We start from the raw sequence: 24,271 nt of genomic DNA, 5'->3' as shown, positions 1-24,271 counted from the left end.
GATGTTCAAGTACACGTGGCGAACGGCCATCCTCGAAGTTGGCACGATTCTCGTAGGGCTCGCGTTCCTGTTCCCGATCTATGTCCTAGTGGTCCTGGCGCTCAAGGCACCAGGAGACCAGAGCGACACACTGGCCCTTCCGCAATCGCCGACCTTCCAGAACTTCATCGACGCTTGGCAGCAGGGGGGTTTGGCCGCTGCACTGCTCAACAGTGCGATCGTCACGGCAGTCACCGTCGTTTTCACCTTGATCTTCGCAGCGGCCGCTGCCTACCCTCTCTCGCGAGTGGGTGCGCGATGGTCGAAGGCCGCGTACTTCGCGTTTCTGGCCGGGTTGCTGCTCCCCGCCCAACTCGCACTCCTCCCGCTCTACCAGACCATTCGTGACCTCGGGTTGCTGGGCACGCTGGCCGGTGTCATCTTGGTCAACGTCGGGGCGAGTATGCCGTTCTCGATCTTCCTCTACGCCGGCTTCATGCGATCGCTACCCGGCGAATACGAAGAGGCGGCGGCCATTGATGGAGCAAGCGCGTTTCGCGCGTTCTGGTCCGTGGTGTTCCCACTCCTCAGCCCCATCACGGGCACCCTCATCATCTTGACTGCTGTTGCCACTTGGAATGACTTCCTCAACCCTCTCCTCTACCTTTCGGGCTCGGACCAGAAGACGATCACGGTGGCGATCTACGGATTCGTCGGCCAGTACGGCGCGCAATGGAACCTCATCTTCGCCGGGATCATCATCAGCATCTTGCCGGTACTCCTCGCGTACTTCCTCCTCCAGCGGTACATCGTCCAAGGATTCGCGGGCGGCTTGAAAGGCTGATCGCATCTCGAACCACGCGGCCTGTTGCGAGCGCTCTGCGCATCGTCAGCTGTCCGCACGCCGCCCTCAATGCATGAAAGACCTACAGTGAGCAACCCCACCGCACGCTTCATCGCCGCAGATGTTGAGCCTTCAAGCGCACCCCTGTTTCGGCGCGACTTGACCCTGGAGAAAGGCCACGGCGCAGTACTCTCGGCGACACTCTCCCTGAGCGCGCTGGGAGTTTGCGAGGCCTGGATCAACGGCGCTTCTGTGTCGACGGACGTCCTTACTCCTGGGTGGACCAGCTACGAGTGGCGACTGCACTACGTCGAGCATGACGTCACGGATCTCATCGCCCAGGATTCGACGATTGGTATTGCGATCGGCAATGGCTGGTATCGCGGTCGGTTGGGATGGATTGAGACTCGACGCTACGGGGACGAGATCGCCGCGTTCGCCGAGCTTCGCGTGAAGTACGTCGACGGGTTCGAGCAGATCATCGTCACCGATGAGTCCTGGCGGGTCGGGCCGGGTGGGACAACCTCCGACGACTTCTACGACGGTCAGAGTATCGACGCGCGACAGATCGACGAGCGATGGAAGTATCCCGGCTACGAGAACGCCCAGTGGGGAGGCGTCCACGTCGTTGACTACGCCGGCGAGCTGACTCTTGACCCAGCGGCGCCTGTGCGGCGAATAGCCGAACTCGCCCCTGTCGAGGTCTGGCAGAACGCGTCCGGCAAGGTCCTCATCGACTTCGGCGAAAATGTCGTGGGATTCCTTCGCGTGAACGTGAGCGGCGAGGAAGGAGCCGTCCTCACTGCCCGGCACGCCGAAGTCCTCGACGACGGTGAACTTGCGGTGCGACCGCTACGGACCGCGGTGTCCATCGATCGATTTACCCTCAGCGGCGGGAACGACACCTTCGAACCCACATTCACGTTCCACGGTTTTCGCTATGCCGAACTCGATGGGTGGCCAGACGACCTCCGCGGGATCCACGACAACGTGAGGGCAATCGTGCTGTCCTCCGACCTGCGCAGAACGGGACACTTCGAGTGTTCCGTTCCCGACCTGAACCAACTGCACGAGAACGTCGTCCGCGGCATGCGCGGCAACTTCATCGACCTTCCGACTGACTGCCCGCAGCGTGACGAACGAATGGGTTGGACCGGCGATATCTCCGCATTTGCACCGACGGCCGCCTTCCTTTTTGATGCAAAGGAGTTCCTCGCCGATTGGCTCCGAGACCTTGCTCTCGAGCAGGCACACCATGACGGAATAGTCCCGTACGTCGTTCCGGACATCCTCAAGTACGCGGTGAAGCCGCAGGGTGGAGCAACCGCTGATGAATCGGCGGCGTTCTGGAGCGACGCGGCCGTCTGGGTTCCGTGGTCACTGTGGGAGGCGTACGGTGACCCACGAGTTCTGGAAGAAGCTTTCCCGTCCATGCTCGCGCACGGTCGCCGAGTGAAGTCTTTGCTGTCACCGTCCGGGGTGTGGGACAGAGGCTTTCAATTCGGGGATTGGCTAGACCCTGATGCCCCGGCCGAGCATCCGGAGCTCGCTAAGGCCGACCCTGGCGTCGTCGCGACCGCGTGCGCGTACCGAACGGCGGATCGCGTTCGAGCTGCGGCAGAAATTCTCGGACGCACCTCCGAAGCTGAAGAGTTCGGATCGATCGCTCGCAACCTACGGGATGCGTTTCAACGTGAATATGTCTCCAGCGAAAGGATATTCAGCGATTGCACGACCGTATACTCGCTCGCCATCGTGTTCGGTCTGCTCGATTCAGTACAAGAGGATTGGGCCGGCGCTCGCCTTGCAGAGCTTGTCGAGCAGAGCGGATTCCACATTTCGACAGGATTCGCCGGCACCCCGTTCATCGCCGATGCTCTGACGAATACCGGACACGCAGCGACGGCCTATCAACTGCTCCTTCAGCGGGAGTGCCCGTCTTGGCTGTACCCGGTGACGATGGGAGCGACCACGATCTGGGAGCGGTGGGACTCCATGCTTCCGGATGGATCCATCAACGCCGGTGACATGACGAGCTTCAACCACTACGCACTGGGCGCCATAGCCGACTGGCTCCACCGAGTCGTCGGAGGGCTCGCGCCCCTCGAACCCGGATACCGACGCATCCTTATCGCCCCGCAGGTCGAGGCAGGAGTCGATTGGGCCGAAACCTCGCTGGAGACCCCCCATGGGTTCGCTTCCGTGCGCTGGGACCGCGACGGAGATAACGTCCACCTGCGGGCGACCGTGCCCGAAAGCGTCTCCGCGAAGGTCGTCTGGCCTCGCACCGCCGACCGTTGGTTAGCGTCAGGTACACACACCGTGACGCTGCCGGCTGCTGTCCTGGTCGATGGTGGGACGCGATGAGCGCCTCCCGCCGGCCGGATCTCACCGGCGTGCCCTTCACCGACTCCAACCTTCCCGTAGCGCAACGCGTCGAGGACCTGATCTCCCGCATGACCCTTGCAGAGAAGGTCGGACAGATGCTGCAGCTGGATGCTCGCAACGACCTGCCCGAACTCGTGCAGACGCGGTTGGGGGGCTCACTTCTGCACGCATCGCCGGAGCGGATGCTCGAGGCTCGAAAGCTCGTTCTCCAAACGCGACTGCAGATCCCGCTGCTCATGGCCGACGACTGCATCCACGGCCACTCCTTTTGGTCGGGTGCCACGATCTTTCCCACCCAACTCGCAATGGCCTGCACCTGGGACCCTGACCTTCTCGAACGCGGCGCGCGTGCGGCCGCGATGGAGATCGCGTCAACCGGACTGCACTGGACGTTCTCGCCCGTGCTCTGCATCAGCCGCGACCTGCGGTGGGGTCGCGTCGACGAAACCTTCGGGGAGGACCCCTACCTGATCGGTGAGCTCGGGGCCGCGATGATTCGTGGCTATCAGGGGAAGGGTCCCACCGACAAGAGTTCGGTCATGGCAACCGCCAAGCATTTCGCCGGCTACTCAGAGACGCAGGGCGGCCGCGATGCGAGCGAGGCAGACCTGAGCCAGAGAAAACTGCGCGCCTGGTTCCTTCCCCCGTTCCAACGAGCCGTGGAAGCCGGGTGCCAGACCTTCATGCTCGGCTATCAGGCGATCGACGGAGTTCCCATCACCGCCAACAAGTGGCTGCTCAACGATGTGCTGAAAGGCGAGTGGGGATTCCAGGGCACCCTCGTCACTGACTGGGACAACGTGGGCCGAATGGTCTGGGAACAGCGCGTATGCGCTGACGACGTCGACGCGGCGATCGTCGCCGTGAACGCCGGAAACGACCTCGTCATGAACACGCCCCAGTTCTTCGAAGCCGCCCAATCTGCTGTCGAGCAGGGTCGCCTCGAGGAATCAGAAATCGACAGCGCGGTGAAGAGAATACTCACCCTCAAGTTCGAACTGGGCCTCTTCGAGGACCCAAGGGTTCCGGACCCAGCTGCTCAAGCACACGTCATTGGATCCGCAGAGCACAGCGCTGTGAATCTCGAGATGGCGCGACGGGCGCTGGTCTTACTCCAGAACGACGGGCTGTTGCCGCTTCCAGCCGCACCACGCGGACATCGCATCGCGGTACTGGGACCTCTTGCGGACGATCCCCATGCTCAACTGGGCGACTGGGCTGGGGCATCCGGCCAGATCAACTGGATGCCGGACGGCCATCCGCGCGAACTCACGTCAACAGTGCTCGACGGTCTTCGCGAGCTCGTGCCGCAGACGTGGGCCGTCACAGCAAGCCGCGGGGCGAGTTTGGGCGAGTTGCTACCCGACCCGGCCGGTTCCACCTATGCAGACGGACAGCCACGGCCGCCGATCTTCTCTCCGTCAGTTCCAGATCCCGAGCAGATCGCCGAAGCGATCGCCACGGCGGACGGGGCCGATACCGTTGTCGTGGTCGTCGGCGACACCGTCGCTCTAACCGGGGAAGGTCGTTCAACTGCGACACTCGAACTTCAGGGATCCCAGATCGCTCTCCTCGACGCGGTTGCTGCCGCCGGTAAGCCATTCGTGGTCGTCTTGATCCAGTCGAAGCCGTCGACATTGCCCGAGTCCGCCCTCGCGGCCGACGCCATCATCCAGGCATTCAATCCCGGCATGCAAGGTGGGTGCGCGATCGCCGAACTCATCCTCGGACGCATCGAACCTTCCGGTCGGCTCCCGATCAGCGTCGCGCGCCATGTAGGACAGCTTCCGGTCTTCTACAACCAGATTCGAGGGCAGCACGGCGATCGGTACGCCGACATGACTCAGGCACCGCTGTTTCCGTTCGGATTCGGACTCAGCTACTCAAGCGTCGAGTACAGCGACCTGAGATTGGCGGAGACCGATGTAGGAATTGACGACACGGTGGTCGCAACAGTAACGCTGACCAACACGGGCGAGAGGCCTGCGCTCGAGACCGTGCAGGCCTACATCTCTGACTCGACCACCAGCGTCACGTGGGCGGATCGGGAGCTCAAGGCGTTCACGCAGGTCAGCGTGCCCGCCGGCGCCAGTCTCACCGTCTCTGTCGAGATCCGCGCCGCGGAATGTTCGCTCGTCGACGCGAATGGCGACCGAGTGGTCGAACCGGGGTCGTTTGAGGTGCTCGTTGGTCCGAATTCTGCAGTCGAATCTCTCTTGCGCGCTTCGTTTGAGGTAGTCGATTCACGCGCTCCAGCGCGGTGAGTCGTCGTTCGTTTGCCGATGAGCGTCTCGACCTCCTCACTGAGCCTTGGCAATGTGGGGGTACTGGCCGAATGCTCTCGGGATGAACCGGGGTGTCGCGGCTCGCAGTGGAGGGGTCGGAGGTTCTTCGAGGACGAAAGGGGGCGATCGCCCCTATTGGCTGTCCTTGGTCTGGACGGCCGAAGTCTTCTCCAGACGGCATCCGTGCCGGGCAGCGCGGTTGCCGTCCACCCACGTCCATAGGCGTGCCGGTGGAACTCCTGACCTCTCAGAAGCACATGGGCGGCCGGCGCCCTCGGCCGTACGACGGATCCCAAAACTTCTTTCACATTAGTCGGCGCGGATCGGCGGTTGTGAGGTCAGGCGATCGTTCACGTCTGGACGGCCCCGCAGACGCATGGCGCTGGTCGCGCTCACCCACGTATTCGTCGTGCTTGCGCTCCGCGAGTTATCGCGATCCGCCGTCAGCAGCGGACAGTCGACGCTGATGCTGCAGCCGAATCGACCACATCATCGTCGAATGATGCTAGAGGGGCGCACGCCGTGAATGAGTCGTTGCAGGGAACTCCTTGCGTCGAGTTGAACCCGCGTATAACGTTATACAGAACGCGCTCGATAGAGTTCCACACCCGTATGCCAGCAAGGGAGCCGGATGCCTATCCTTCGAGACTCTGCGACGGAGCCACGACCTGCCCGTCGCTGGTCCACGCTCGCCAACACGGCGGCGGGCGCTTTGGGACTGTGCCGGTGACGACGTCAGTGACCCCCCAGATTTTTGCGGACGCCGTCGAACGTGCGGATAGGAAGCCTCGCAGCGGCCGGTCCATCGGCCGAAGCCTTTGGTGGTTCGTCCTGCCCGCCGCCGCCGTCTACGTGTACGTGGTTCTCCTCCCGTCCGCGCAGGGGGTCTTCTATTCGTTCACGAACTGGTCCATCGCGCCGACACTCGAGTTCGTCGGGTTTGAGAATTTCACAACGATCTTCGAAGGCGATGCCGGCGCGGCGGCCGTGCGCACGCTGTTCCTCGCATTGGCTGTCGTCCTTGTGCAGAACTTGCTTGGGCTGGCGCTCGCTCTGCTCTTGAGCGGAAGAATCGTCGGCCGTAGCATCCTCCGCACGATCATCTTTGCTCCAATGGTCGTTTCGGCGTTGGTCGTGGGCTACCTCTTCCAGTACATTTTCGGACCGCCTGGTATTGGTGCGATCAATACCACGCTGGCCTTTCTGGGCCTGGCACAGGTCGATTTTCTCGGCACTCCCAGCACGGCAATGGCGATCATCATCGTGGCCATCGTCTGGCAGTTCACCGGCGCAACCATGGTGATCTACTTGGCTGGATTGACGAGCGTACCTCCAGAGCTGCTTGAGGCGGCGGCGCTTGACGGGGCCGGCTACTGGAAGCGCTTCTGGTTTGTAACGCGGCCGTTGCTTGCGCCCGCTATCACTGTGAATCTGATGCTGGGACTGATCGGTGGCCTGAAGATCTTCGATCAGATCTTCGCGATCACCGGGGGTGGCCCCGGCGGTCAGACGGAGACCGTGTCGACGCTGATCTACAAACTGTTCTCTGTCTTCGGTCAGTACGGTCAGGCTGCCGCTCTCGCACTGGTGTTGGCCGTCGCGATCGGCGTGCTGTCGTTCGTTCAATTCTCGGTCTTGCGTCGGCAGGAGCAACCGACATGACCAAGCGATCGGGCCTGAACGTCCTCTCTCATACCGGTGCGTACGGTGTCACCGTCGTCTTCCTCCTGCCCGTGTACGTCCTAATCAATCTGGCGATACGTCCGTCCGGAGACTTGACGCCAGGCATAATCCCGAGCAGTCGCGCGACGCTGAGCAACTTCGGTAAAGCGTGGACGGAGTCGTCGCTGCCGGGGGCCATTTTCACAAGCATCCTCGTCACGACGCTGTCGTGTGTCGTCCTCATCGCCTTCGCCACGATGGCGGCATACCCGCTCGCACGGTCGACAGCCCGGCTCTCCAATGCGACCTTCTATGTGTTTCTCGTTGGACTGCTGATTCCGTTCCAGCTCGCCCTGTTGCCCCTCTACATACAGATGCGCGACATTGGGCTCTTAGGCAGCGTCTGGTCCCTTGTCATCGTCTACACAGGAGTGCAGATGCCGTTCTCGATATTTCTGATCACCACCTTCCTGCGGACGGGCGTGCCCATTGACTTCGAGGAGGCAGCGCGGATCGACGGATGCGGCAACGTGGGCGTATTCTGGTACGTCGTCGTCCCCATGCTGCGCCCGGTGCTCGGCACATGCGTGATCCTCAACGGCGTGGCCATCTGGAACGACTTCTTTACCCCGCTGCTGTACCTCGCTGGGGGGGAGCAACTCACGATCCCCATGGCGATTTATCAGTTCGTTGGACAGTACTCGACGAACTGGCCCCTCGTCTTCGCCGCCCTGATCATCTCGATGGTGCCGATCCTTGTGCTCTACCTGATCTTCCAGCGCTACGTGATCGAGGGGTTCTCGGGGGGGCTGAAGGGCTGAGCTCGGCGGTCAGGTCCCGCCTCCAAAGCGACCGTCGGAGTGCCGACGGCGAACCAAGAGCAGTACTCGCAGAATGGAACGATTCAATGACGAAGAGATTTTCCACCGCGATCGCGATCTCGCTGATCGCAGGGCTGGCGCTGGCTGGATGCTCAGCGGGAGCGGATCCCACCCCTGCTGACGGGGCACCGTCCGGGGAAGTCACCGGGCTTTATGACATCGGCTATAAGGCGATGATGGACGAGATCATTGCCAACTTCGAAGAGGAGTACCCCGATGTCACGGTGAAGATGAACTACACGGGCGACTACGACACCGTGCTGTCGACGCAGCTTCAGGCGGGAACCGCGCCCGACATTTTGCAGGCGTTCCCCGGAGGCACGGAGGGCGATACGTCGAGCGTGGCTGTGATCCCTCTCGCCTCGCTCGGACTTCTCGCGGATCTCTCCGATGACTCCTGGACGGACGAAATCCCCGACGGGTGGAAGGGCAGGGTTTCCTACGAGGACAGCGTGTATGCGTATCCCGGGGCGGTTCAGCCGCTCGCAGCGATCTATAACGTGGACGTCCTCGATGAGCTCGGGTTGGAGGTACCCACCACGCTGGAGGAGGTCTATAAGCTGTGCGCCGAAGCGACCGCGAATGGCGTCTACGCCTATGCCCAAGGACTTGGCGAAGCCGGAGCTGGACCTCAAATGCTCTCGTTCGGGCAGACAGCTTCTCTTGTGTATGGTCCGACGCCGGACTTCCCCGCCCAGATCGCCGACGGGTCCATGACCTATCAGGATTCGCCGTGGGTGGATCAGCTCACGACCTACAAGGAGATGTACGACAACGGCTGCTTCGGGGAAGGCTCGCTCGGCCGGACTCGCCAGCAGGGCGCGGAAGCAGTTGCGGCAGGGGATGCGCTGGCGCAGGTGGATGTCGGCGGACAGATGGGCATCATGCAGGGCATCGCGCCGGACTCATCTTTTGCGGTCGCTGCGATCCCCGCAACCGATGACGGAGAGAACTATGTGACCGCGTTGCCGAGCGCCGTTGTCGCAATGAACGCGAAGGCGAAGAACCCCAGTGCGGCAAAAGCGTTCCTGGCCTTCCTCGCGGAGCCGGCGCAGTCCGTCATCTACGCCAATGGGTTCTCCTCGGTGCCAATCATCCCGAACGATGAGTACACGGCGCCGGATAACCTCACGGACTTCGCCAACCTCGTGGCAGCGGGCGACTTCGCCCAGCTCGCCGAGTTCACCTCGAACGCGGTTCAGGTGGAGCTCAACGAAGGTGTCCAGTCACTCCTGCTGGGGGACCTGACCCCGGTCCAGGTTGCCGAAGGGATGCAGAAGGCTTCGGACGGCTAGCGGAAGGCGGGGAGTCGCTGAGGCGACAGTGCCCCGAATCGGCGATGGTGCCGCGCACAAACGCGCGGCACCATCGGTCGAACAGGCTTCCTCAACCACCTCCCGGAACCACCACAGCTCTTGACCTATTCCCTGAGGGACCCCACGACCGTGCATCGTTCTACTCCCCGTCCCGGCGTTGCAGTCCGAACCATCGGCGCTTCGCGCTAATCTGCAAGGAATGGACGAATCCGGGCCCACCAAGGCAGCACGACCAGCGTCGAAGGCGTCGCGCGTAGAACGTCGCGTCACGATCGAGGATGTCGCGCGGGAAGCGGGGGTTTCGACGGCTGCGGTGTCGAAGGTGGTTCGGGACGCCTACGGTGTGAGCCCCGGGATGCGAGAGAACGTCAGCGCAGTGATCCAGCGTCTCGGATACCGACCTCACTCCGGCGCGCGGGGAATGCGGGGACGCTCTTACACGGTTGGCGTCGTGATGGTGGAGCTCTCATCCCCATTCCAGCCGGAGATCGTCGCCGGCATCGCCGCCGAGTTGGGGCCAACCCCCTACCAGGAGATTTTGGTTGCTCCCGGCAGCCATCCGGATCGCCAACGGCGCGGGATTGAAGCGCTCCTCGACCGCCAAGTCGACGGGCTAATCCTCATCGCGCCTTGGGTCCCTGGCGACTATCTAGACGAGCTGGCGGCCGCGATTCCTACCGTCACCATTGCGCGGCATGGCGCCCCCGAAGGCTATGACACGGTCGTCGACGATGAGTTCGACGGAGCCCGTCAGATTGTCGACCATCTCGTCGATTTGGGCCATCGACGTATCGTCCACACCAGCCAGAGTGACGGCGGACTCTCGGCTCCATCTGTGCTGTCACACACTGCGCGGCAGGAGGGGTACGTGCGCGCGATGCGTTCCCGCGGGCTGGAGCCAGACGTGATCGTCTCGGCGTATACCGAGGAAGGCGGCTATTTGGCGACGTTGGCCGCGCTGGAACGCGCCGAGCCGCCGACCGCGATCTTCGCCGGGGCGGACATCGCCGCCCTGGGTGCCTTCCGGGCGATCGAAGAGCGTGGGCTGCGGGTCCCGGAAGATGTCGCTCTGGTGGGGTATGACAATATTTATGTCTCGTCGATAGGGCGCATCTCGCTCACGACCGTCGACCAGTCGGGGTTCGAGACCGGAGCGTTGAGCGCAAAGCTTCTTCTCGAGCGCATTGAGGGCCGCACGAAGGCAGTGCATCGGGTGCTCCCCACGCGACTGGTGGTGCGCGCCACCAGTGGGCCTCCGCCGAGTTAGGGGCTGAGTGCAGTTGAGGTGACCGGATAGTCCTCGACCCGCCACTCGGACTTCCAGTCAAGGCAGCCCATCGTGCCGTCGAAGCGGAAGGGCAGCCAGATGTAGTCCGCGCGGGCGGTGTCCGTCGCGGTGATGTCGCCATACAGGAGGCGAGCCGTCGCGGCAGGGACCGAGTCGACACGTTCGCCAGCCATAACTCGATCGAAGATCGCCGTAACCGCAGATTCGTCGGGAGTGAGTTGCGGCAGCCAGCGATCCGCCATCGCAATGAAGAGATCTGCACGGTCGGGGTGCTGAAACACGCAGCTGATCTGCGATCGAAACGAGGTGTGCGACGGGTCAGTCGGATGCGGATCGCCGAGGACTGTCCACGGTCCGTGATAGCTGACCGCCGTGGCCAGCTCTGACTGGTTCGGAAAATAAGCAGTCGTACCCGATGTCACCAGGTAGTGGCGACCCTGGCGACTGAAGTGCGCGGGCGCCTCGCGGACAGCCGGCGGTCCCGGGTGCGGAAAGTGGGTGGAGTAGTAGCCCGTCACATCGGTGAGTTCGTCGCTGAGGTCGGCGCATATGAGTTCACTATGCACACGCTCGAAGTAGTAGTAGCCCTTACCGTCGGAGGGGTCGATGACGAGGTCGAAGTCTCCCGCGTTCATCGACAACGGGCGCAATCCTCGCCGAACTTCCACGTACGGTCCCAGCAAACGGTCGGCGACGAATACCGACGACATCTGAAGCGCGGTGCGACTCATGGTCTTGAGCCAGCACACGTACTTGCCCGTCTGCGCATGGCGGACGATGTGCGGTCGATCTGTGAGCTGAGACGGATGAAGCGGGGAGTCGAGATCATCCAGGACGGGCGGAATGATGAGTCCCAGGTCCTCCCAGTTGTAGAGGTCTGTCGAGGAGTAGCACCGAATGCCGTAGTGCCAGATACCGGTGCCGGGACCCGACCTCTCCTTGTTCTCGCCATACCAGTAGAAGATGCCGTCCTCGTAGAACATGGATCCGCCGTGGGCTTGGATGCGATTGCCAGCCGAGTCGAGCCAGACCTCGCCTGGCCGGATGGCGGAATTGCTGGTCATCGGTGGCCCTTTCGTCAATTCCTATGTGTATGAGTGAGTGGGATCGAGCGGGACCGTCCGTTGAGGCGTCAGCGCACAGCACCCAGTGCGGTACTTTGCGAGATCGGGTGGGTCCATTCGTGGATCCCTTCGGCAACGGAGAAGGACGCTGCGCCGGGAAGGTCAACTAGTGCGGTCACGCCCGATGGGAGGGCCGCTCTGACTGTCATGGCCCCGTTCTCGATCACCCAATCCAGCGAGATCAGCCCGTACGAAGCCTGATGGGCCGTCGACGCTGCAGTCAGACCGGGTCCGGGTCGAGGGGCGATTCGGACCCGGCGGAACCCGGGGGCGATGGCGGTCAATCCTCCGATGGTGCGATGCATCCAATCTGCGACTGCGCCGAGCGCGTAGTGATTGAACGATGTCATTTCGCCCGGGTTGATGCTCCCATCCGGGAGCATGCTGTCCCAGCGCTCCCAGATCGTCGTTGCACCCATCGCGACGGTGTAGAGCCAGGAGGGACACTCGGTCTGCAGCAGGAGCTTGTAGGCGTCGTCAATTCCTCCGGCCATCGTCAGCGCGTCAAGTATGAGCGGGGTGCCGACGAATCCAGTAGCAATCGTATGGCCGGCCTCCCGGACCAGCTGGATCAACCGACGGCTCGCCGCCGGCACGTGCTCCGGGAGAAGGAGGTCAAAGCAGAGCGCTAGCGCGTACCCGGTCTGCGTGTCACTCGTCAGCGCGCCGGACCTCCAGTACCGCTTCCGGAAGCCCGCGATGATCTCGTCGGCGAGCGCGTGGTACTCGCGCTCGTCATCGACCCGGCCGAGAATGCCGGCCGTCTTCGACAGGAGCTGAGCTGATCGGGCGAACCAGGCGGTTGCCACCAGGTACTTGTCCGTCGCGGCATCGCCCGGCGCGTCGGGGGGCGCGGTCGGGTCGAGCCAATCACCGAATTGAAACCCGGAGTCCCACACGCGATCGGGATCGGCAAGCGCGGCGACGCCATCGACCCAGGCTTTCATGCTTTGATACTGGTCCGCGAGGATCTGCTCGTCGCCGTATGCCTCGTACAGCGCGTGAGGCACCGTCAGTGCGGCGTCGCCCCAGGCGGCCGCGTGCGTGTGGACGAAACCAGGCACATCCGAGTGCTCGGCCGGAAACGGGACGTCGGGTATGAAGTACGGCACGAGCCCATCCGGACGCTGTTCCGCCGCCAGGTCCCGCAACCACGAGGTGAGCATGCCCGCGCAATGGAAAAGGTAGCTGGCAGTCGGCGCGAACGCTGCGATGTCGCCGGTCCAGCCGAGCCTCTCGTCCCGCTGCGGACAGTCCGTCGGAACGTCGACGAAGTTTCCTCTCATGCTCCATACGACGTTCTCATGGAGCCGGTTAAGGGACGGATTGGAGCAGGTGAACCACCCCGTGCGCTCCAGGTCCGTGTGCACCACTACAGCGGTGATGCTGCCGGGCGCGACCGATCCGTGCGGCCAACCTTCCACCTCGACGTAGCGGAATCCGTGGTACGTGAAAGCGGGTTCCCACGTCTCCCGCTGACTGCCCGCGAACCGGTACCGGTCGGTGGCCTTCGCCGTGCGGAGCGGCCTGACGGCCAGTTCCCCGTTCTCAAGGACCTCGGCGTGGCGAAGGGTGAGTTCATGACCCGCTGGCGCGTTGGTGAAGATGCGGATGTGGCCCACCAGATTCTGCCCGAAGTCGATCAATGTCTTGCCGAGAGGAGAGGTGAAGATGCGTGTGGGCGACAACTCCATCGTTGCGCGGACCGGGGGACCGGTCGGGGCAACCAGCTCAGCGGGGTCGTCAGCCCGGAGGGCCACGGGCCGCCAGACTCCTTCCGCATGCGCTTCTGACCACCCGGGGATGTCGTATCCCGCATCGTATGTCTCGCCGTCATAGAGATCACTGGCGATGATCGGTCCGGGAGCCCAGGACCAGTAGTGGTCCGTGGCGAGAGTTTCCCTCGATCCGTCATCGAACGTGAGCTCGAGCTGCGCCTGAACCGCAAGCGAGTCCCCGTAGAGCGCCCGCTGTCCCAGGAACCCGAGTCGACCTCGAAACCAGCCGTCGCCGAGCCTCACCCCGATCGCGTTGACTCCGTCCTTGACGTATTCGGTGACATCGTAGGTCTGGTATCGGCGACGGTTCTGGTATGACTGCCAACCGGGAGAGAGAACGTCTATGGAGACTGGATGCCCGTTGACCTCAGCGTCATACACGCCGTGCGCCGAGATGTAGAGGCGGGCCTGGACAACCGGACGGTCGAGGACGAACTCGCGCCTGATGAGTGGAAGCCGCGCTCCGGAATCGGCGGGAGGACCGATCAGTCGAGCCTGCCAATCCGATGCGTGGAGAAGACCCACTTCGACGACGGCGGGCTCGCTCCAATCCGAGGTCTCACCTGCCGGGTCTACCGTGCGAACCGACACCGTTCGCTGGTCCCGCGACGCCAACGGCTCGAACGGCCAGGCGACGAGAACACGCTCGGTGGTCTCGACTCGACGGACGGTTCCGTCTAGACCATCGCCGCGCGCGATTCGAATGTCGACCGCTGCGGGCTGCAGTGCGGGCGCCGACGGTGGAAGGTCCCAGGACAATCGAGGCGTTCCAGTACCGATGCCAAGTGCATCGGGTCGGTGTTCGAACCGGATCCGGCGAGGGATGAGACCAGTTGGCATATCGGGCCGGTGTCCAATCGACGAGCAACGCTGCGGTGTATAACGTTGTACACGCTAAACCCGACGATCGGGAGTGTCAATCCAGCGTCGGCGGGCCGTCATTCTGCCCAGCTCCTCTCAAACGCAGGAGGTGGAGGGTCAAGACGTCTCGCCACCTGCTGGGCACGCTCTTCGTGTCCCGTGTTTTCGCACAGTCGTTGTGCATCCGGGCGCATGGCGTATAACGTTACACAAGACCGAGGTCGTATAACGTTCTACATCCTGACGCGGCGTCGGAAGTGTTGGACCACTCAGTGAGGAGTCTCCATGGATCATGCGCCGCACCATTACACCGACGGTTCACGCGACCATTCGCATGACCCTGCGGTCTGCCACGAGTCGCCGCCCGAACTCAGTCGGCGCAGCCTCATCGCCATTGCGGGCGTCGTGGCCGCCGCGGCGGCACTCGCTTCTGTCGCCGTCGATGAATTGCCAGCCAGCGCCCATCCCAACCGGACGCGGCCATTCACACCGGACGAGCTCGTCCCGGGCTTCCTCGAAGTAGTGCGGGATTCGATCGGGATCGTGCTTGGGAACGGGTTCGGCGGACAGTTCAATCCGTGGGGGGCGTATACAGCCCATCGAGCGTCCGTCACGCAGGAGGGATACCGCACCTGGCGCATCGATAACTACTCGCCGCTGCCAGCGACCGGCGACCGACCCGAGATTGCGTTGGGCTCAACGTGTTGGCTGTTCGAGGGTGCAGACCGTGCCCTCCTCATCGACACCGGTCAGAACACGGCGGAGACGATGGGAGTGAACGATCTGACCACCGTGGTCCGTCACCTTCTGAGTCACAACGACGACGGCAGCCCCCGATTGCACGTCGTCGACTTCGACGTGGCGATCACTCACAGCCACGGCGACCACACGGGCAAGAATTCCCAGATGTCTGCGCGCACTATTTACTACCCCGACCTGGACTGGCCGCGGACTCCGCCGACCGCGAACTATGTCCCTGTCCGTCAGGATGGCGGCGCCACAGTCAATGGCGGCGGACAGGCGGTCAAACGCATCGACCTTGGGGATCGCACGCTCGAAGTCGTCGCGCTGTACGGCCACACCGCTGGATCGACCGGGTACCTCGACGCGAAGAACCTCATGATCGCGACGGGTGATGCGGTAGGGTCTGGATTCGTCTGGGCGCAATCCGGCTCGGCCACAACGTCGAAGTATCTCGCGATGCTCAACGGCTTCGTGGAGACGCTGAAGCCGCTCCGGGGCATCCTCCTGCTCCCGGCGCATTTCGACCAGCTTCGACAGTTCGTACGCGCGTTGCCTCCCATCAACGGCCGAGTCCCCGACCTCCAGTACGTCAAGGACATGGCCACCGCGGCTCGCGGCGCTCTCGACGGGTCGATTGTCGGCGAGCCTTATGCTGCCGGCAGAGAGACTGTCTGGATCGGGAGCGGTTCGGCCCGAATGGTCTACTCGCTGGCAAACCTGTACCCCGGGGGCCCGACGGGAGGGAACGGGGATCCCCGGAGGTACCACGCCATCTCCATTCCGGCGCGGTATAGTCTCGAACCGTGGGGCGAGGCACCCTACCTCTTCATGAACAACATCAAGACCGGGCTCGTGATGATTCGCGACTACGCGGACAACTCGATGTACCTCATGCGAGGCAGCTCTCGGGCGCTCCTAATCGGTACCGGCGAAGGCACCCCCGGCCTCGCGGACTACGTCGACCGCCTGCTCCGCCGGAGCCACCTCGACCTCGATGTGCTGATCACGAGCGGAGACGCGGACCAGGTCGGCGGTCTGAAGCAGTTCTCACGAAGTCGAATCTATGTCGCAAACGAGTCCTCCGTCGATTTGCGCGGCTTCCGCGACGTAGTGCGTTTGAAGAGCGGCGACAAGATCGACCTCGGGCGAGACGCAGACCGCCGCCAAATCCGCCTCGAAGTAGATCGCCTCCCAGGACACGCCGCTGATGGGATCACCGTGCTCGACCCCGTCTCGCGCGTGCTGTTCGCTGGTGACGCGCTGGGCACCCAAGGAACCGCGGGCCTCATCCTCTCTTCAACTCTGGCGGAGTTCGGGAGCGCCCTCGCCGACTGGCGAGCTCGCACAAACGGACGGTACGACACGTTGTACACGGCGCACAATCACCAGTGGATCACACGCCCCGCGTACGTTGACTCCTTGCAGAGCGCTGCGGCCTCCGGTCTGGCCAGCGAAAGTGCGTACACGACATCCCCGCTCCCCGGATATCGAGCCCTCAGGCTCGAAGCGGGAGAGCTCACGGCTTGGATTCACGTGCCAGTCACTTCGTGAGCGTCACCCACCGCGCGGGGCCAGGCGATGATGCTCTGCCCCGCGTGGCGCGGCGGGAACCGCCCCCGCCCCTGCCTCCACTGGAACTCGGATTGTCGTCTGGCGCCACGAGCGCAAGGTCGCGCACCGGCCGGTGGCTTGCGCTGGCTGCGGCGACCAGAACCACCTGCACGATACCGAACCGTCGCGCGGGTGAGCGCGGCGCGGCGAATCCTTTGGCGGCAGGATTTGAGCCTTCCTACGACGCCGCGATACGCCACAAGAGGCTCTGAGCCAGACTTGAGCACTCGGCGAAAAGTCGGCGCGATGCGGCTCCGAGTTGTCCCGAGCTTCGACGACCAAGCACGAGGCATCCGATAGGATGGAACGAACACTCCAACCAGCTCGATCGAGATTTCTCGAGCTGATCAGGGCTTCATAGGGCATCGCGACGATCTACGACCTCTCATCCGGCTCTTCGCGCCGACACCCAGAGCGATACGCGCGTACTGTCGTTCCGTTGCTGGTGTCCCCGGACCTGGATCGGGTAAACGGCGCGATGTTTGGCCGCGACGGCAACGCGATCCAGACGTCGCCAACCATGACCCCGGAGCACGCGTCGAGGATGATCACGGCCTCTGAGCGGCTCGTCCAATCAGCCGTGCCGGGCATCGGTGACCAACTCGGCTGGCCACGGCCGCCGTGAGCAGTGGGTTGCGTGAGCGGGGTGCCACAGGCCATCTCGGAACGTCGCACGGTCGGCGGTGCTGATTCCGTGGAGTAAATAGTTCGCGGTGACTTCGCGGGCCTCGGCGAATATTGATCGTGCCCTCGCTCGAAGACGTCGCCGCTGTTGTCCGAGAGCATGAGCAGCGACGGGATGCTCACGCAAAAGAAGCAATCTCCGCGGCTCGGCGAGTTGAATTGGCACGCGTGAAGGCTCTCGTTGATGAGTACGACGAGCGTGCGGCCGAGGTTCGTGCAAGACAGCGCGTCGCGGGCCAGCTCGAGACTGAGCTGAGGGAAATTTGCGAGCTCGTCATCGCTCTCAGCAACGTGGATGCCGATCCCGTTGCGCAGGCGGCTGAGCTGACCAATGATGTTGCCCGTCTTCTGGGACGCGCGGATCTGAGGTTCGAGCCGAGCGATGATGGTAAGCACTATCGCATAGAGCGGGTCCGGCGCCCCTGCCACCCATCTAAGCGAAGGCGAGCGCACCGCGATTGCTCTCCTCCACTTCCTGCGAGTGTTCGCCGCGGGGTCGTAGCTAGGGACGAACCGATCGTAGTGATCGACGATCCGGTTCAAGCATGGACGACGGCATCCTGTTCGGCGTGTCCTCCTTCCTCTGGGTATCTCTCGTCGAGACGATTACGCAAGCCAGATCTTCTTGCTGACCCACAACTTCGAACTCCTTCGGCAGTGGGTAATGCAGCTCGAGAGTGCTGGACGCTACGTGTCGGGTGGGTCAACGATCCACGAAATTCGGATGCGCTATCGGCCTCATCGCTCAGGCGTGCCGCGGAGGCTCCCGCAGTTGGATCCTTAGACTAAAGACCGACAACAGAGCCGACGGCTGCGTTCGCTCTACCACTTCTTGTTCGCGCGCGTAGCAAAGTCGGTCATTGAAGCCACACCGGAACTTGGACTCGCCGAGCGAATGGACCTCCTCGCTCTCGCGCCGAACGCAGCACGAAAGATGATCGAGGCGTTCCTGAGTTTTCGATACCCGCAACACATCGGCAACTTCCATGCGGGCATGAAAGCAGCAATCGGCGAACTCGAGGATCCAGCGGTCCGGACACACGTCGAGCGATATCTTTACGCGTATTCATACAACGAAGAAGGCAACGTTTCCGCCGTGCTCGATCCGAGCGAGGCGACGGTGGTTCTTCGCTCGCTCTTTCTTCTGATGCGCGCCAATGATTCCAAGCACCTCTCAGCAATGTGTGAAGCTCTCGACACTGACGAAAACTTGCTTTTCACTCTGCCCGCGTAGCCGTAGCCGGAGGGCGCGGCCGCGATGTCGGAACTGCCCGATATGTTCGACGCATGAGAGGCGTGAAATGTCGCACGGGTCGTGCACCGATCGGAACCCAGGCAGAGGCTGTGACAGTCGCCGCTGGGTGTTAAAGGGTGCCAGTGCAGTGCAGTGCCCATATTGCGGATGGTGGCACGTCGTTGGGCACGGCTCACCAATTGAGCGCCCAAGCAAGCCTCGCAGGCGGCGCTGACGCCCCGATACACTGCGCCTCCACGCGCGTGGATCAGGAGTGCGGACTGCCCGAGGCAGTAGCACCCGTGCGCATTGCCCGCATGCGGATCCGCGTCCTCGACTGAAAACGTGCGACCCGGACGCGCTCTTGGGCACATGGCGTAGAGAGAATCCGTCTGTCACAAAACGGTACAGTGCAGATCTTCAGCGCAGTAACACGTATGCGTGCAGCTATTCTCCCCAGAGCCGGTCGCCTGCCTGCACCTCAAAGCGTTGCGGGTGAGCAGCCGGACCGACAAATTGACTCCCTATGCCGTCGGATGTCGAGCTGATTCCCCACCGGCTCTAAAGGTCGCGAGGCAGCGCTGGGGTCGTCGAGAGGCAGGCATCTGAGCCTACGATGCGGGCAAAGATGGGCGTCCCAGAGTTGCCTAACTCGTCCCTCCCGGCACCAACGCGAAACCGACGTCTACGAAATCCCGATCCTCGACGGGTTCGCCGATGCCCTTCAATGCTGCGGTGATGAGGTTGTATGCCGCGGACCGGAGGTCGTAGCCGATCGTGGTCAGCGGCGGCAGGGTCAGTGCCGAAAGCGGCGTGTGGTCCATGCCGATGAAGCCGATCTCATCGGGAACTCTCCACCCACGTTTCGTCGCTGCCGAGAGCAGGGCCGTTGCCACGTCGTCGTTGTAGCAGACGACGCCAAGGCCTGGCACTTGCAGCGAGTCGACTGCAGTGAGCGCATCGTCGGGGTTGATGCCCAGCCGGACGATGGCTGGCTCGCGGAGAGCAAGCTCAGAGCAGACGCGGCGGACGCCCTCCTCGCGGCCTTGACCGAACGGGTCCTGGCGTGCGTCCTGCAGGTGGGCGAACGCGAGGCGGGAGAATCCGCGATCGACGAGGTGTCGAGCCTGCATCGCCCCGATCTCGACGTTGCGATCCCCTCGCTGCGCCGTCGCAGACCTGGGGTCAAAAGCCTTCACGCCGCGGCTGACGAGCAACTCGTGCTCGGCGTCGGTGAACGGCGTCATCGAGATCACGGCGCGCGGCTTCATGCCCGTGATGACTCGATCGAGCGGCGCGGTTGAGTCGGTGGACAGGTGGAGGAGCAGCGTCAATCCGCGAGAGGCGAGTTCTTCGGTCGCGGCCTGGAAGATGTCCTGCAGGTTGCCACCGAAGGTGGTGTTCGGGATCACGGCGATGACGATGTCGCTGGAGCCCATCGCGAGGGTGCGCCCGGCGGCCGACGGCTGATACTCGAGTTCGGCCGCGGCCCGCGTCACCCGTTCCCGGGTTTCGATCGCGAAGCGTTGCCCACGGCCGTTCAGGATCTGGCTCACCGTTGCTCGAGACACACCTGCGTGCCTCGCCACATCTTCGCTCGTCGCGATCATGGATTCAGCATACATTCGGGAGTTGACGCGCGTTACTAAATATGATTACCTACCTCAGGTAACGCGCGATACTTCGCCGCGGTTTCCCACAACGACGTAACGGAGTTCCCCGAATGACCCGCGAGATCTTCGACACCGGCTGGAGCTTCCGGCCCAAGGTCACTGCGTTCATGGAGCTCGGCGGCAGCGCGACCTCCGCCTGGACCGAGGTTCAGCTTCCGCACGACGCGCTCCTCGGGGCCGAGCGTCGGGCGGATGCTCCGCGCGGCGAGACGAACGGGTACCACGCCGGCGGCGCGTTCGAGTACCGAAGGACCTTCCATGCGAGTGACGAGTTGCGTGGAAGCCAGGTGCTTCTCGAGTTCGACGGTGTTTATCGAGATGCCGCCGTGTTCGTCAACGGTAACCTCGCCGGTCAGCGGGCCTTCGGGTACTCCCGCTTCTTCGTGCGCATCGATCCGTACCTGAACTTCGGCGCCGACAACGAGATTCGCGTCGAGTGTCGCACCCACCTCGACAGTCGCTGGTACGCCGGCGCGGGCATCTACCGCGACGTGCACCTCGTCGTGAAGAACCCCGTGCACATCGCCACGGATGGCGTCGTCGTGACGACCCCGAACATCGAGCAGGGCCGCGCGACCGTCGAGGTTGCAGTCGAGATCGAGAACGCCGGTGCGGTGACGAAGACGCTCAGGCTCGCCGCGAGCGTTCAGCGCGCCGACGGCGACGCAGTGACATCCGCGAGCTCGCCCGTGACTCTGCTCCCCGGAACGAGAGCGACCGTACGGCACCGCATGTACGTGCAGGATCCGGAGCTCTGGAGCGTCGACGCGCCCGCCCTCCACACACTCGGTCTCACGCTCACCGATGCAGACACGGTCGTCGACGAGGAACGCGTCGCCTTCGGCATCCGCGCACTGCAGCTCGACCCCCAGAACGGCCTGCGCATCAACGGCGAGAGCGTCAAGCTGCGCGGCGCGTGCATCCACTCCGACAACGGACCGCTCGGCGCAGTGTCGATGCGCGCCGCCGAAGAGCGCCGTGTGGCCATTCTCAAGGCCGCCGGGTTCAACGCCATCCGCAGCGCTCATAACCCGATGTCGACGGCTCTGCTCGACGCCTGCGACAAGCTCGGCATGCTCGTGATGGACGAGACCTTCGACATGTGGACGCAGAGCAAGAGCGACTTCGACTACGCGTTCGACTTTCCCGAGTGGTGGGAGCGCGACGTCGAGGCGATGGTCGCGCGCGACATCAATCACCCGAGCGTGATCTTCTACTCGATCGGGAACGAGATCCCCGAGACGGGCAACCACATCGGCGCCACCTGGGGACGCCGCCTGGCCGAGAAGGTGCGCGCGCTCGACCCGAACCGATATGTGACGAACGGCATCAACGGCTTCGTATCGATGCTCGACACGATCATTCCGCAGATGCAAGCGAGGCGGGATGCCGCTGCGGCCGATCCCGAAGGCGGCGTCAACACGATGATGGCCGGGTTCGGCCAGATGATGAGCCACATCCAGACCTCGGAGCCCGCGACGCAGCGCACCGAAGAGTCGTATGCGGTGCTGGATGTCGCGGGCATGAACTATGCCGAAGCGCGCTACGAGCTCGACAAGCAGCTCTTCCCCGACCGCATCATCGTCGGCACCGAGACCTGGCCGACGTCGATCGTCGGCAACTGGGCGCTCGTCGAGGCCAATAGCCACGTCATCGGCGACTTCACATGGACCGGCTGGGACTACCTCGGCGAGACCGGCATCGGCTCGACGCGGTACGCGGATCAAAGCGACGGCGCCGCCGCGGCGTTCTCCGGAGGCTTCCCGGAGCTCACGGCGTGGTGCGGTGACATCGACATCACCGGGCAGCGCCGGCCCGTCTCCTACTTCCGCGAGATCGTCTTCGGCCTGCGCGCAGAGCCGTACATCGCGGTGAACCCGCCCGCCAACCACGGCCGCGCCGTCGCCGTCGCAACGCCGTGGGCGTGGGGCGACGCGATCGAGAGCTGGAGTTGGGCCGGATTCGAGGGCCACCCGGTCACGGTCGACGTCTACAGCGACGCCGACGAGGTCGAGCTGCTGCTCGACGGCGTCTCGCTGGGCCGCGCAGCGGTCGAGGGCTTCCGTGTGGCATTCGACACCGTCTATGCGCCGGGCGAGCTGACGGCGGTCGCGTATGCAGCGGATGCCGAGACGGGGCGATTCAGCATTCGCAGCGCCGCGGCATCCCTCACGCTGCAGGCAACGGCCGCGCGAACGGAGCTGCGTCTCGACGGGACCGACCTCGGCTTCGTGGAGCTCAGCCTCACCGATGGGGTGGGGATTGTGCGGAATGACGTCGACCGGCTCGTCACCATCACGGTCGAGGGGCCAGCCACGCTGGCGGCGCTTGGCAGCGGAAACCCCGTCACCCACGAGGTCTTCGCCGTGCCCGAACACACCACATTCCACGGGCGCGCGCTCGCGATCGTGCGCCCGATCGGTGCAGGCGAGATCACGGTGACCGCGGTCGCCGAGGGACTCTCGCCGACCCGCATCACCTTCAGCGCCCGCTGAAGTTCCAACTAACAATGAATACTGACAAAGGAGTCTTCATGAGTAACCAGGACAGCGAAGTGAGCGTCCCACCCGCGGGTTCATTCCCACTTCCAAGCACAGGAGCGTCCGTCGATCTTGAACAAGAGCGAGCGGCCTTCGATGCAGGCGGTCCCGACGACCTGCCCAAAGTCTCCAAACCCTTCATCCTGACAAACACCCTCGCGACATTCGGTGCCTACATGGCATTGGTCACGCCGATTGCAATCTCGCTGGCGATCCAGGTGAACCGACTTGCTCCGGATCACCAGGAGTATCTGGGCATCATTCTCGGCATCGGCTCGATCGCTGCTGTAGTCACCGGCCCCCTCACAGGACAGCTCAGTGACCGCACCCGGTCGCGCTTCGGCCGCCGTGCACCGTGGGTGATGGCCGGTGTGTTCGTGGGCCTCGTGGGCCTCGCGTTGATGGCTGCAGCGACTTCAGTGGTGCTCCTGGGCGTGGGGTGGGCGATCGCTCAGATTGGTCTTCAGACAACCCTGAACACTCTGAACGCAATCGGCGCGGACAAGCTGCCGGAATCGCAGCGCGGCAAAGTGGCCGGACTTGGAGGCGTTGCATCAATGGCAGCCCCCGTCTTCGGCGCAGTTTTGGGAGGCGCGCTCGCGTCCCAGCCGTTCCTGTTGTTCCTCGTGCCAGGCGCCGTCGCACTGGTGCTCGTGCCCTTGTTCCTCCTCGTCGCGAAGGACGCTGACAGCCGCGGCCTCACGTTCGACGCACCACTGACGCTGGGCGGGATATTCGCGAAGTACGTGTACAACCCCAAGAGCTACCCTGATTTCTCGTGGAACTGGGCGGGACGCTTCCTGTTCTACTTTGGGCTCACACTCAGCACGACCTTCACTGCCTTCTTCTTTTCGTCCCGCCTCGGAATTCCCATCGAAGAAATCGGCGGCACCGTCGCCATCGTTGGTTTGATCGGAATCCTGGGAACGATGGGCGGCGCGCTGAGTAGCGGTTTCCTCTCTGACAAGTTGAGGCGCCGCAAGCCATTTGTGCTTGGAGCCGCGGGCATCTTCGCTGTCGGTTGCATCGTTATTCTCTTTGCACCCACGTTGCCGCTCCTGATCGTGGGCACGTTCTTGTGCAACCTTGGCATCGGCGTGTTCTCCGCGGTTGACCAGGCGCTGATCCTGGATGTACTGCCCGAGAAGAAGACTGATGCCGGGCGTTTCCTTGCTATCACTCAGTTCTCCGTGACCATCCCGCAGGGTCTGGCCCCGTTCGTCGCCTCTGCCGCGATCACGGTGGGTGCTGTCGCGGGTGCCGACAAGAACTACGGCGTGCTTTACATCGCCGCGGCCGTGTTGACGGTGGTCGGCGGTCTTCTCGTGCTTCGAGTAAAAGCCGTTCGCTGAGCACCTTGAAGTGCGGTCGGGCTCATC

15 protein-coding genes and 1 riboswitch are annotated in these 24,271 nt (G+C 63.4%); of the genes, 11 read left to right on the top strand and 4 right to left on the bottom strand.

Features of this window, described 5'->3' with window-relative positions; genetic code table 11:
* Position 1 precedes the first annotated feature (1 nt).
* The 7 genes from AC1C2U_RS02520 (at position 2) to AC1C2U_RS02490 (ending at position 10,622) form a co-directional block, all read left to right on the top strand.
* Positions 2–823 carry a carbohydrate ABC transporter permease gene (locus AC1C2U_RS02520; RefSeq protein WP_495360146.1) on the top strand — a complete coding sequence of 274 codons (822 nt, stop codon included), beginning with the start codon at positions 2–4 and terminating at the stop codon, positions 821–823.
* A gap of 87 nt (positions 824–910) precedes the next feature.
* Positions 911–3,190: an alpha-L-rhamnosidase gene (locus AC1C2U_RS02515; RefSeq protein WP_495360145.1), complete on the top strand. Its 2,280-nt coding sequence runs from the start codon at positions 911–913 to the stop codon at positions 3,188–3,190.
* Positions 3,187–5,475 (top strand): glycoside hydrolase family 3 N-terminal domain-containing protein, encoded by a 2,289-nt coding sequence (locus AC1C2U_RS02510; protein ID WP_495360144.1) that lies wholly within the window; start codon positions 3,187–3,189, stop codon positions 5,473–5,475. The genes AC1C2U_RS02515 and AC1C2U_RS02510 overlap by 4 nt, the downstream gene beginning before the upstream one ends.
* A gap of 147 nt (positions 5,476–5,622) precedes the next feature.
* Positions 5,623–5,741: riboswitch (SAM riboswitch) on the bottom strand.
* A 493-nt stretch (positions 5,742–6,234) separates the two neighbouring features.
* Positions 6,235–7,158, top strand: a complete 924-nt coding sequence (locus AC1C2U_RS02505) for a carbohydrate ABC transporter permease (RefSeq protein WP_495360143.1) — start codon at positions 6,235–6,237, stop codon at positions 7,156–7,158.
* Positions 7,155–7,979 carry a carbohydrate ABC transporter permease gene (locus AC1C2U_RS02500; RefSeq protein WP_495360142.1) on the top strand — a complete coding sequence of 275 codons (825 nt, stop codon included), beginning with the start codon at positions 7,155–7,157 and terminating at the stop codon, positions 7,977–7,979. Before AC1C2U_RS02505 ends, AC1C2U_RS02500 begins: the two co-directional genes overlap by 4 nt.
* An 86-nt stretch (positions 7,980–8,065) precedes the next feature.
* Complete coding sequence (locus AC1C2U_RS02495; RefSeq protein WP_495360141.1) at positions 8,066–9,334, top strand: ABC transporter substrate-binding protein; 1,269 nt, start codon at positions 8,066–8,068, stop codon at positions 9,332–9,334.
* A 220-nt stretch (positions 9,335–9,554) separates the two neighbouring features.
* Positions 9,555–10,622 (top strand): LacI family DNA-binding transcriptional regulator, encoded by a 1,068-nt coding sequence (locus AC1C2U_RS02490; protein WP_495360140.1) that lies wholly within the window; start codon positions 9,555–9,557, stop codon positions 10,620–10,622.
* On the opposite strand, the gene AC1C2U_RS02485 is transcribed toward AC1C2U_RS02490, so the two are convergent.
* Together AC1C2U_RS02485 and AC1C2U_RS02480 are read right to left on the bottom strand one after the other, a co-directional pair.
* Positions 10,619–11,707 (bottom strand): family 43 glycosylhydrolase, encoded by a 1,089-nt coding sequence (locus AC1C2U_RS02485; protein WP_495360139.1) that lies wholly within the window; start codon positions 11,705–11,707, stop codon positions 10,619–10,621. The genes AC1C2U_RS02490 and AC1C2U_RS02485 overlap by 4 nt on opposite strands.
* Before the next feature lie 68 nt (positions 11,708–11,775).
* Entirely contained in the window at positions 11,776–14,385 is a 2,610-nt protein-coding gene (locus AC1C2U_RS02480; RefSeq protein ID WP_495360138.1) for an alpha-L-rhamnosidase, read from the bottom strand.
* 426 nt (positions 14,386–14,811) lie between these two features.
* Here AC1C2U_RS02480 and AC1C2U_RS02475 point away from each other — a divergent pair, with 426 nt between their 5' ends.
* Complete coding sequence (locus AC1C2U_RS02475) at positions 14,812–16,701, top strand: MBL fold metallo-hydrolase (protein ID WP_495360137.1); 1,890 nt, start codon at positions 14,812–14,814, stop codon at positions 16,699–16,701.
* A 435-nt stretch (positions 16,702–17,136) separates the two neighbouring features.
* Here the strand turns inward: AC1C2U_RS02475 and AC1C2U_RS02470 are convergent, their stop codons facing one another.
* Positions 17,137–17,841 carry a hypothetical protein gene (locus tag AC1C2U_RS02470; RefSeq protein ID WP_495360136.1) on the bottom strand — a complete coding sequence of 235 codons (705 nt, stop codon included), beginning with the start codon at positions 17,839–17,841 and terminating at the stop codon, positions 17,137–17,139.
* Between the two features lie 415 nt (positions 17,842–18,256).
* On the opposite strand from AC1C2U_RS02470, the gene AC1C2U_RS02465 reads away from it, so the two are divergent.
* Positions 18,257–18,679, top strand: a complete 423-nt coding sequence (locus AC1C2U_RS02465; RefSeq protein ID WP_495360827.1) for a hypothetical protein — start codon at positions 18,257–18,259, stop codon at positions 18,677–18,679.
* A 647-nt stretch (positions 18,680–19,326) separates the two neighbouring features.
* Here the strand turns inward: AC1C2U_RS02465 and AC1C2U_RS02460 are convergent.
* Positions 19,327–20,289 carry a LacI family DNA-binding transcriptional regulator gene (locus AC1C2U_RS02460; protein WP_495360135.1) on the bottom strand — a complete coding sequence of 321 codons (963 nt, stop codon included), beginning with the start codon at positions 20,287–20,289 and terminating at the stop codon, positions 19,327–19,329.
* Positions 20,290–20,402: 113 nt separating this feature from the next.
* Between AC1C2U_RS02460 and AC1C2U_RS02455 the strand changes: the two genes are divergently transcribed.
* Positions 20,403–22,847, top strand: a complete 2,445-nt coding sequence (locus AC1C2U_RS02455) for a glycoside hydrolase family 2 TIM barrel-domain containing protein (protein WP_495360134.1) — start codon at positions 20,403–20,405, stop codon at positions 22,845–22,847.
* 38 nt (positions 22,848–22,885) lie between these two features.
* Entirely contained in the window at positions 22,886–24,244 is a 1,359-nt protein-coding gene (locus AC1C2U_RS02450; protein WP_495360133.1) for an MFS transporter, read from the top strand.
* Positions 24,245–24,271: the final 27 nt, after the last annotated feature.

The sequence above is a fragment of the Agromyces sp. Y575 genome (assembly GCF_059445445.1).
Note: the sequence above shows the minus strand (reverse complement) of the source record. Positions and strands in the feature narration are given on the sequence as shown.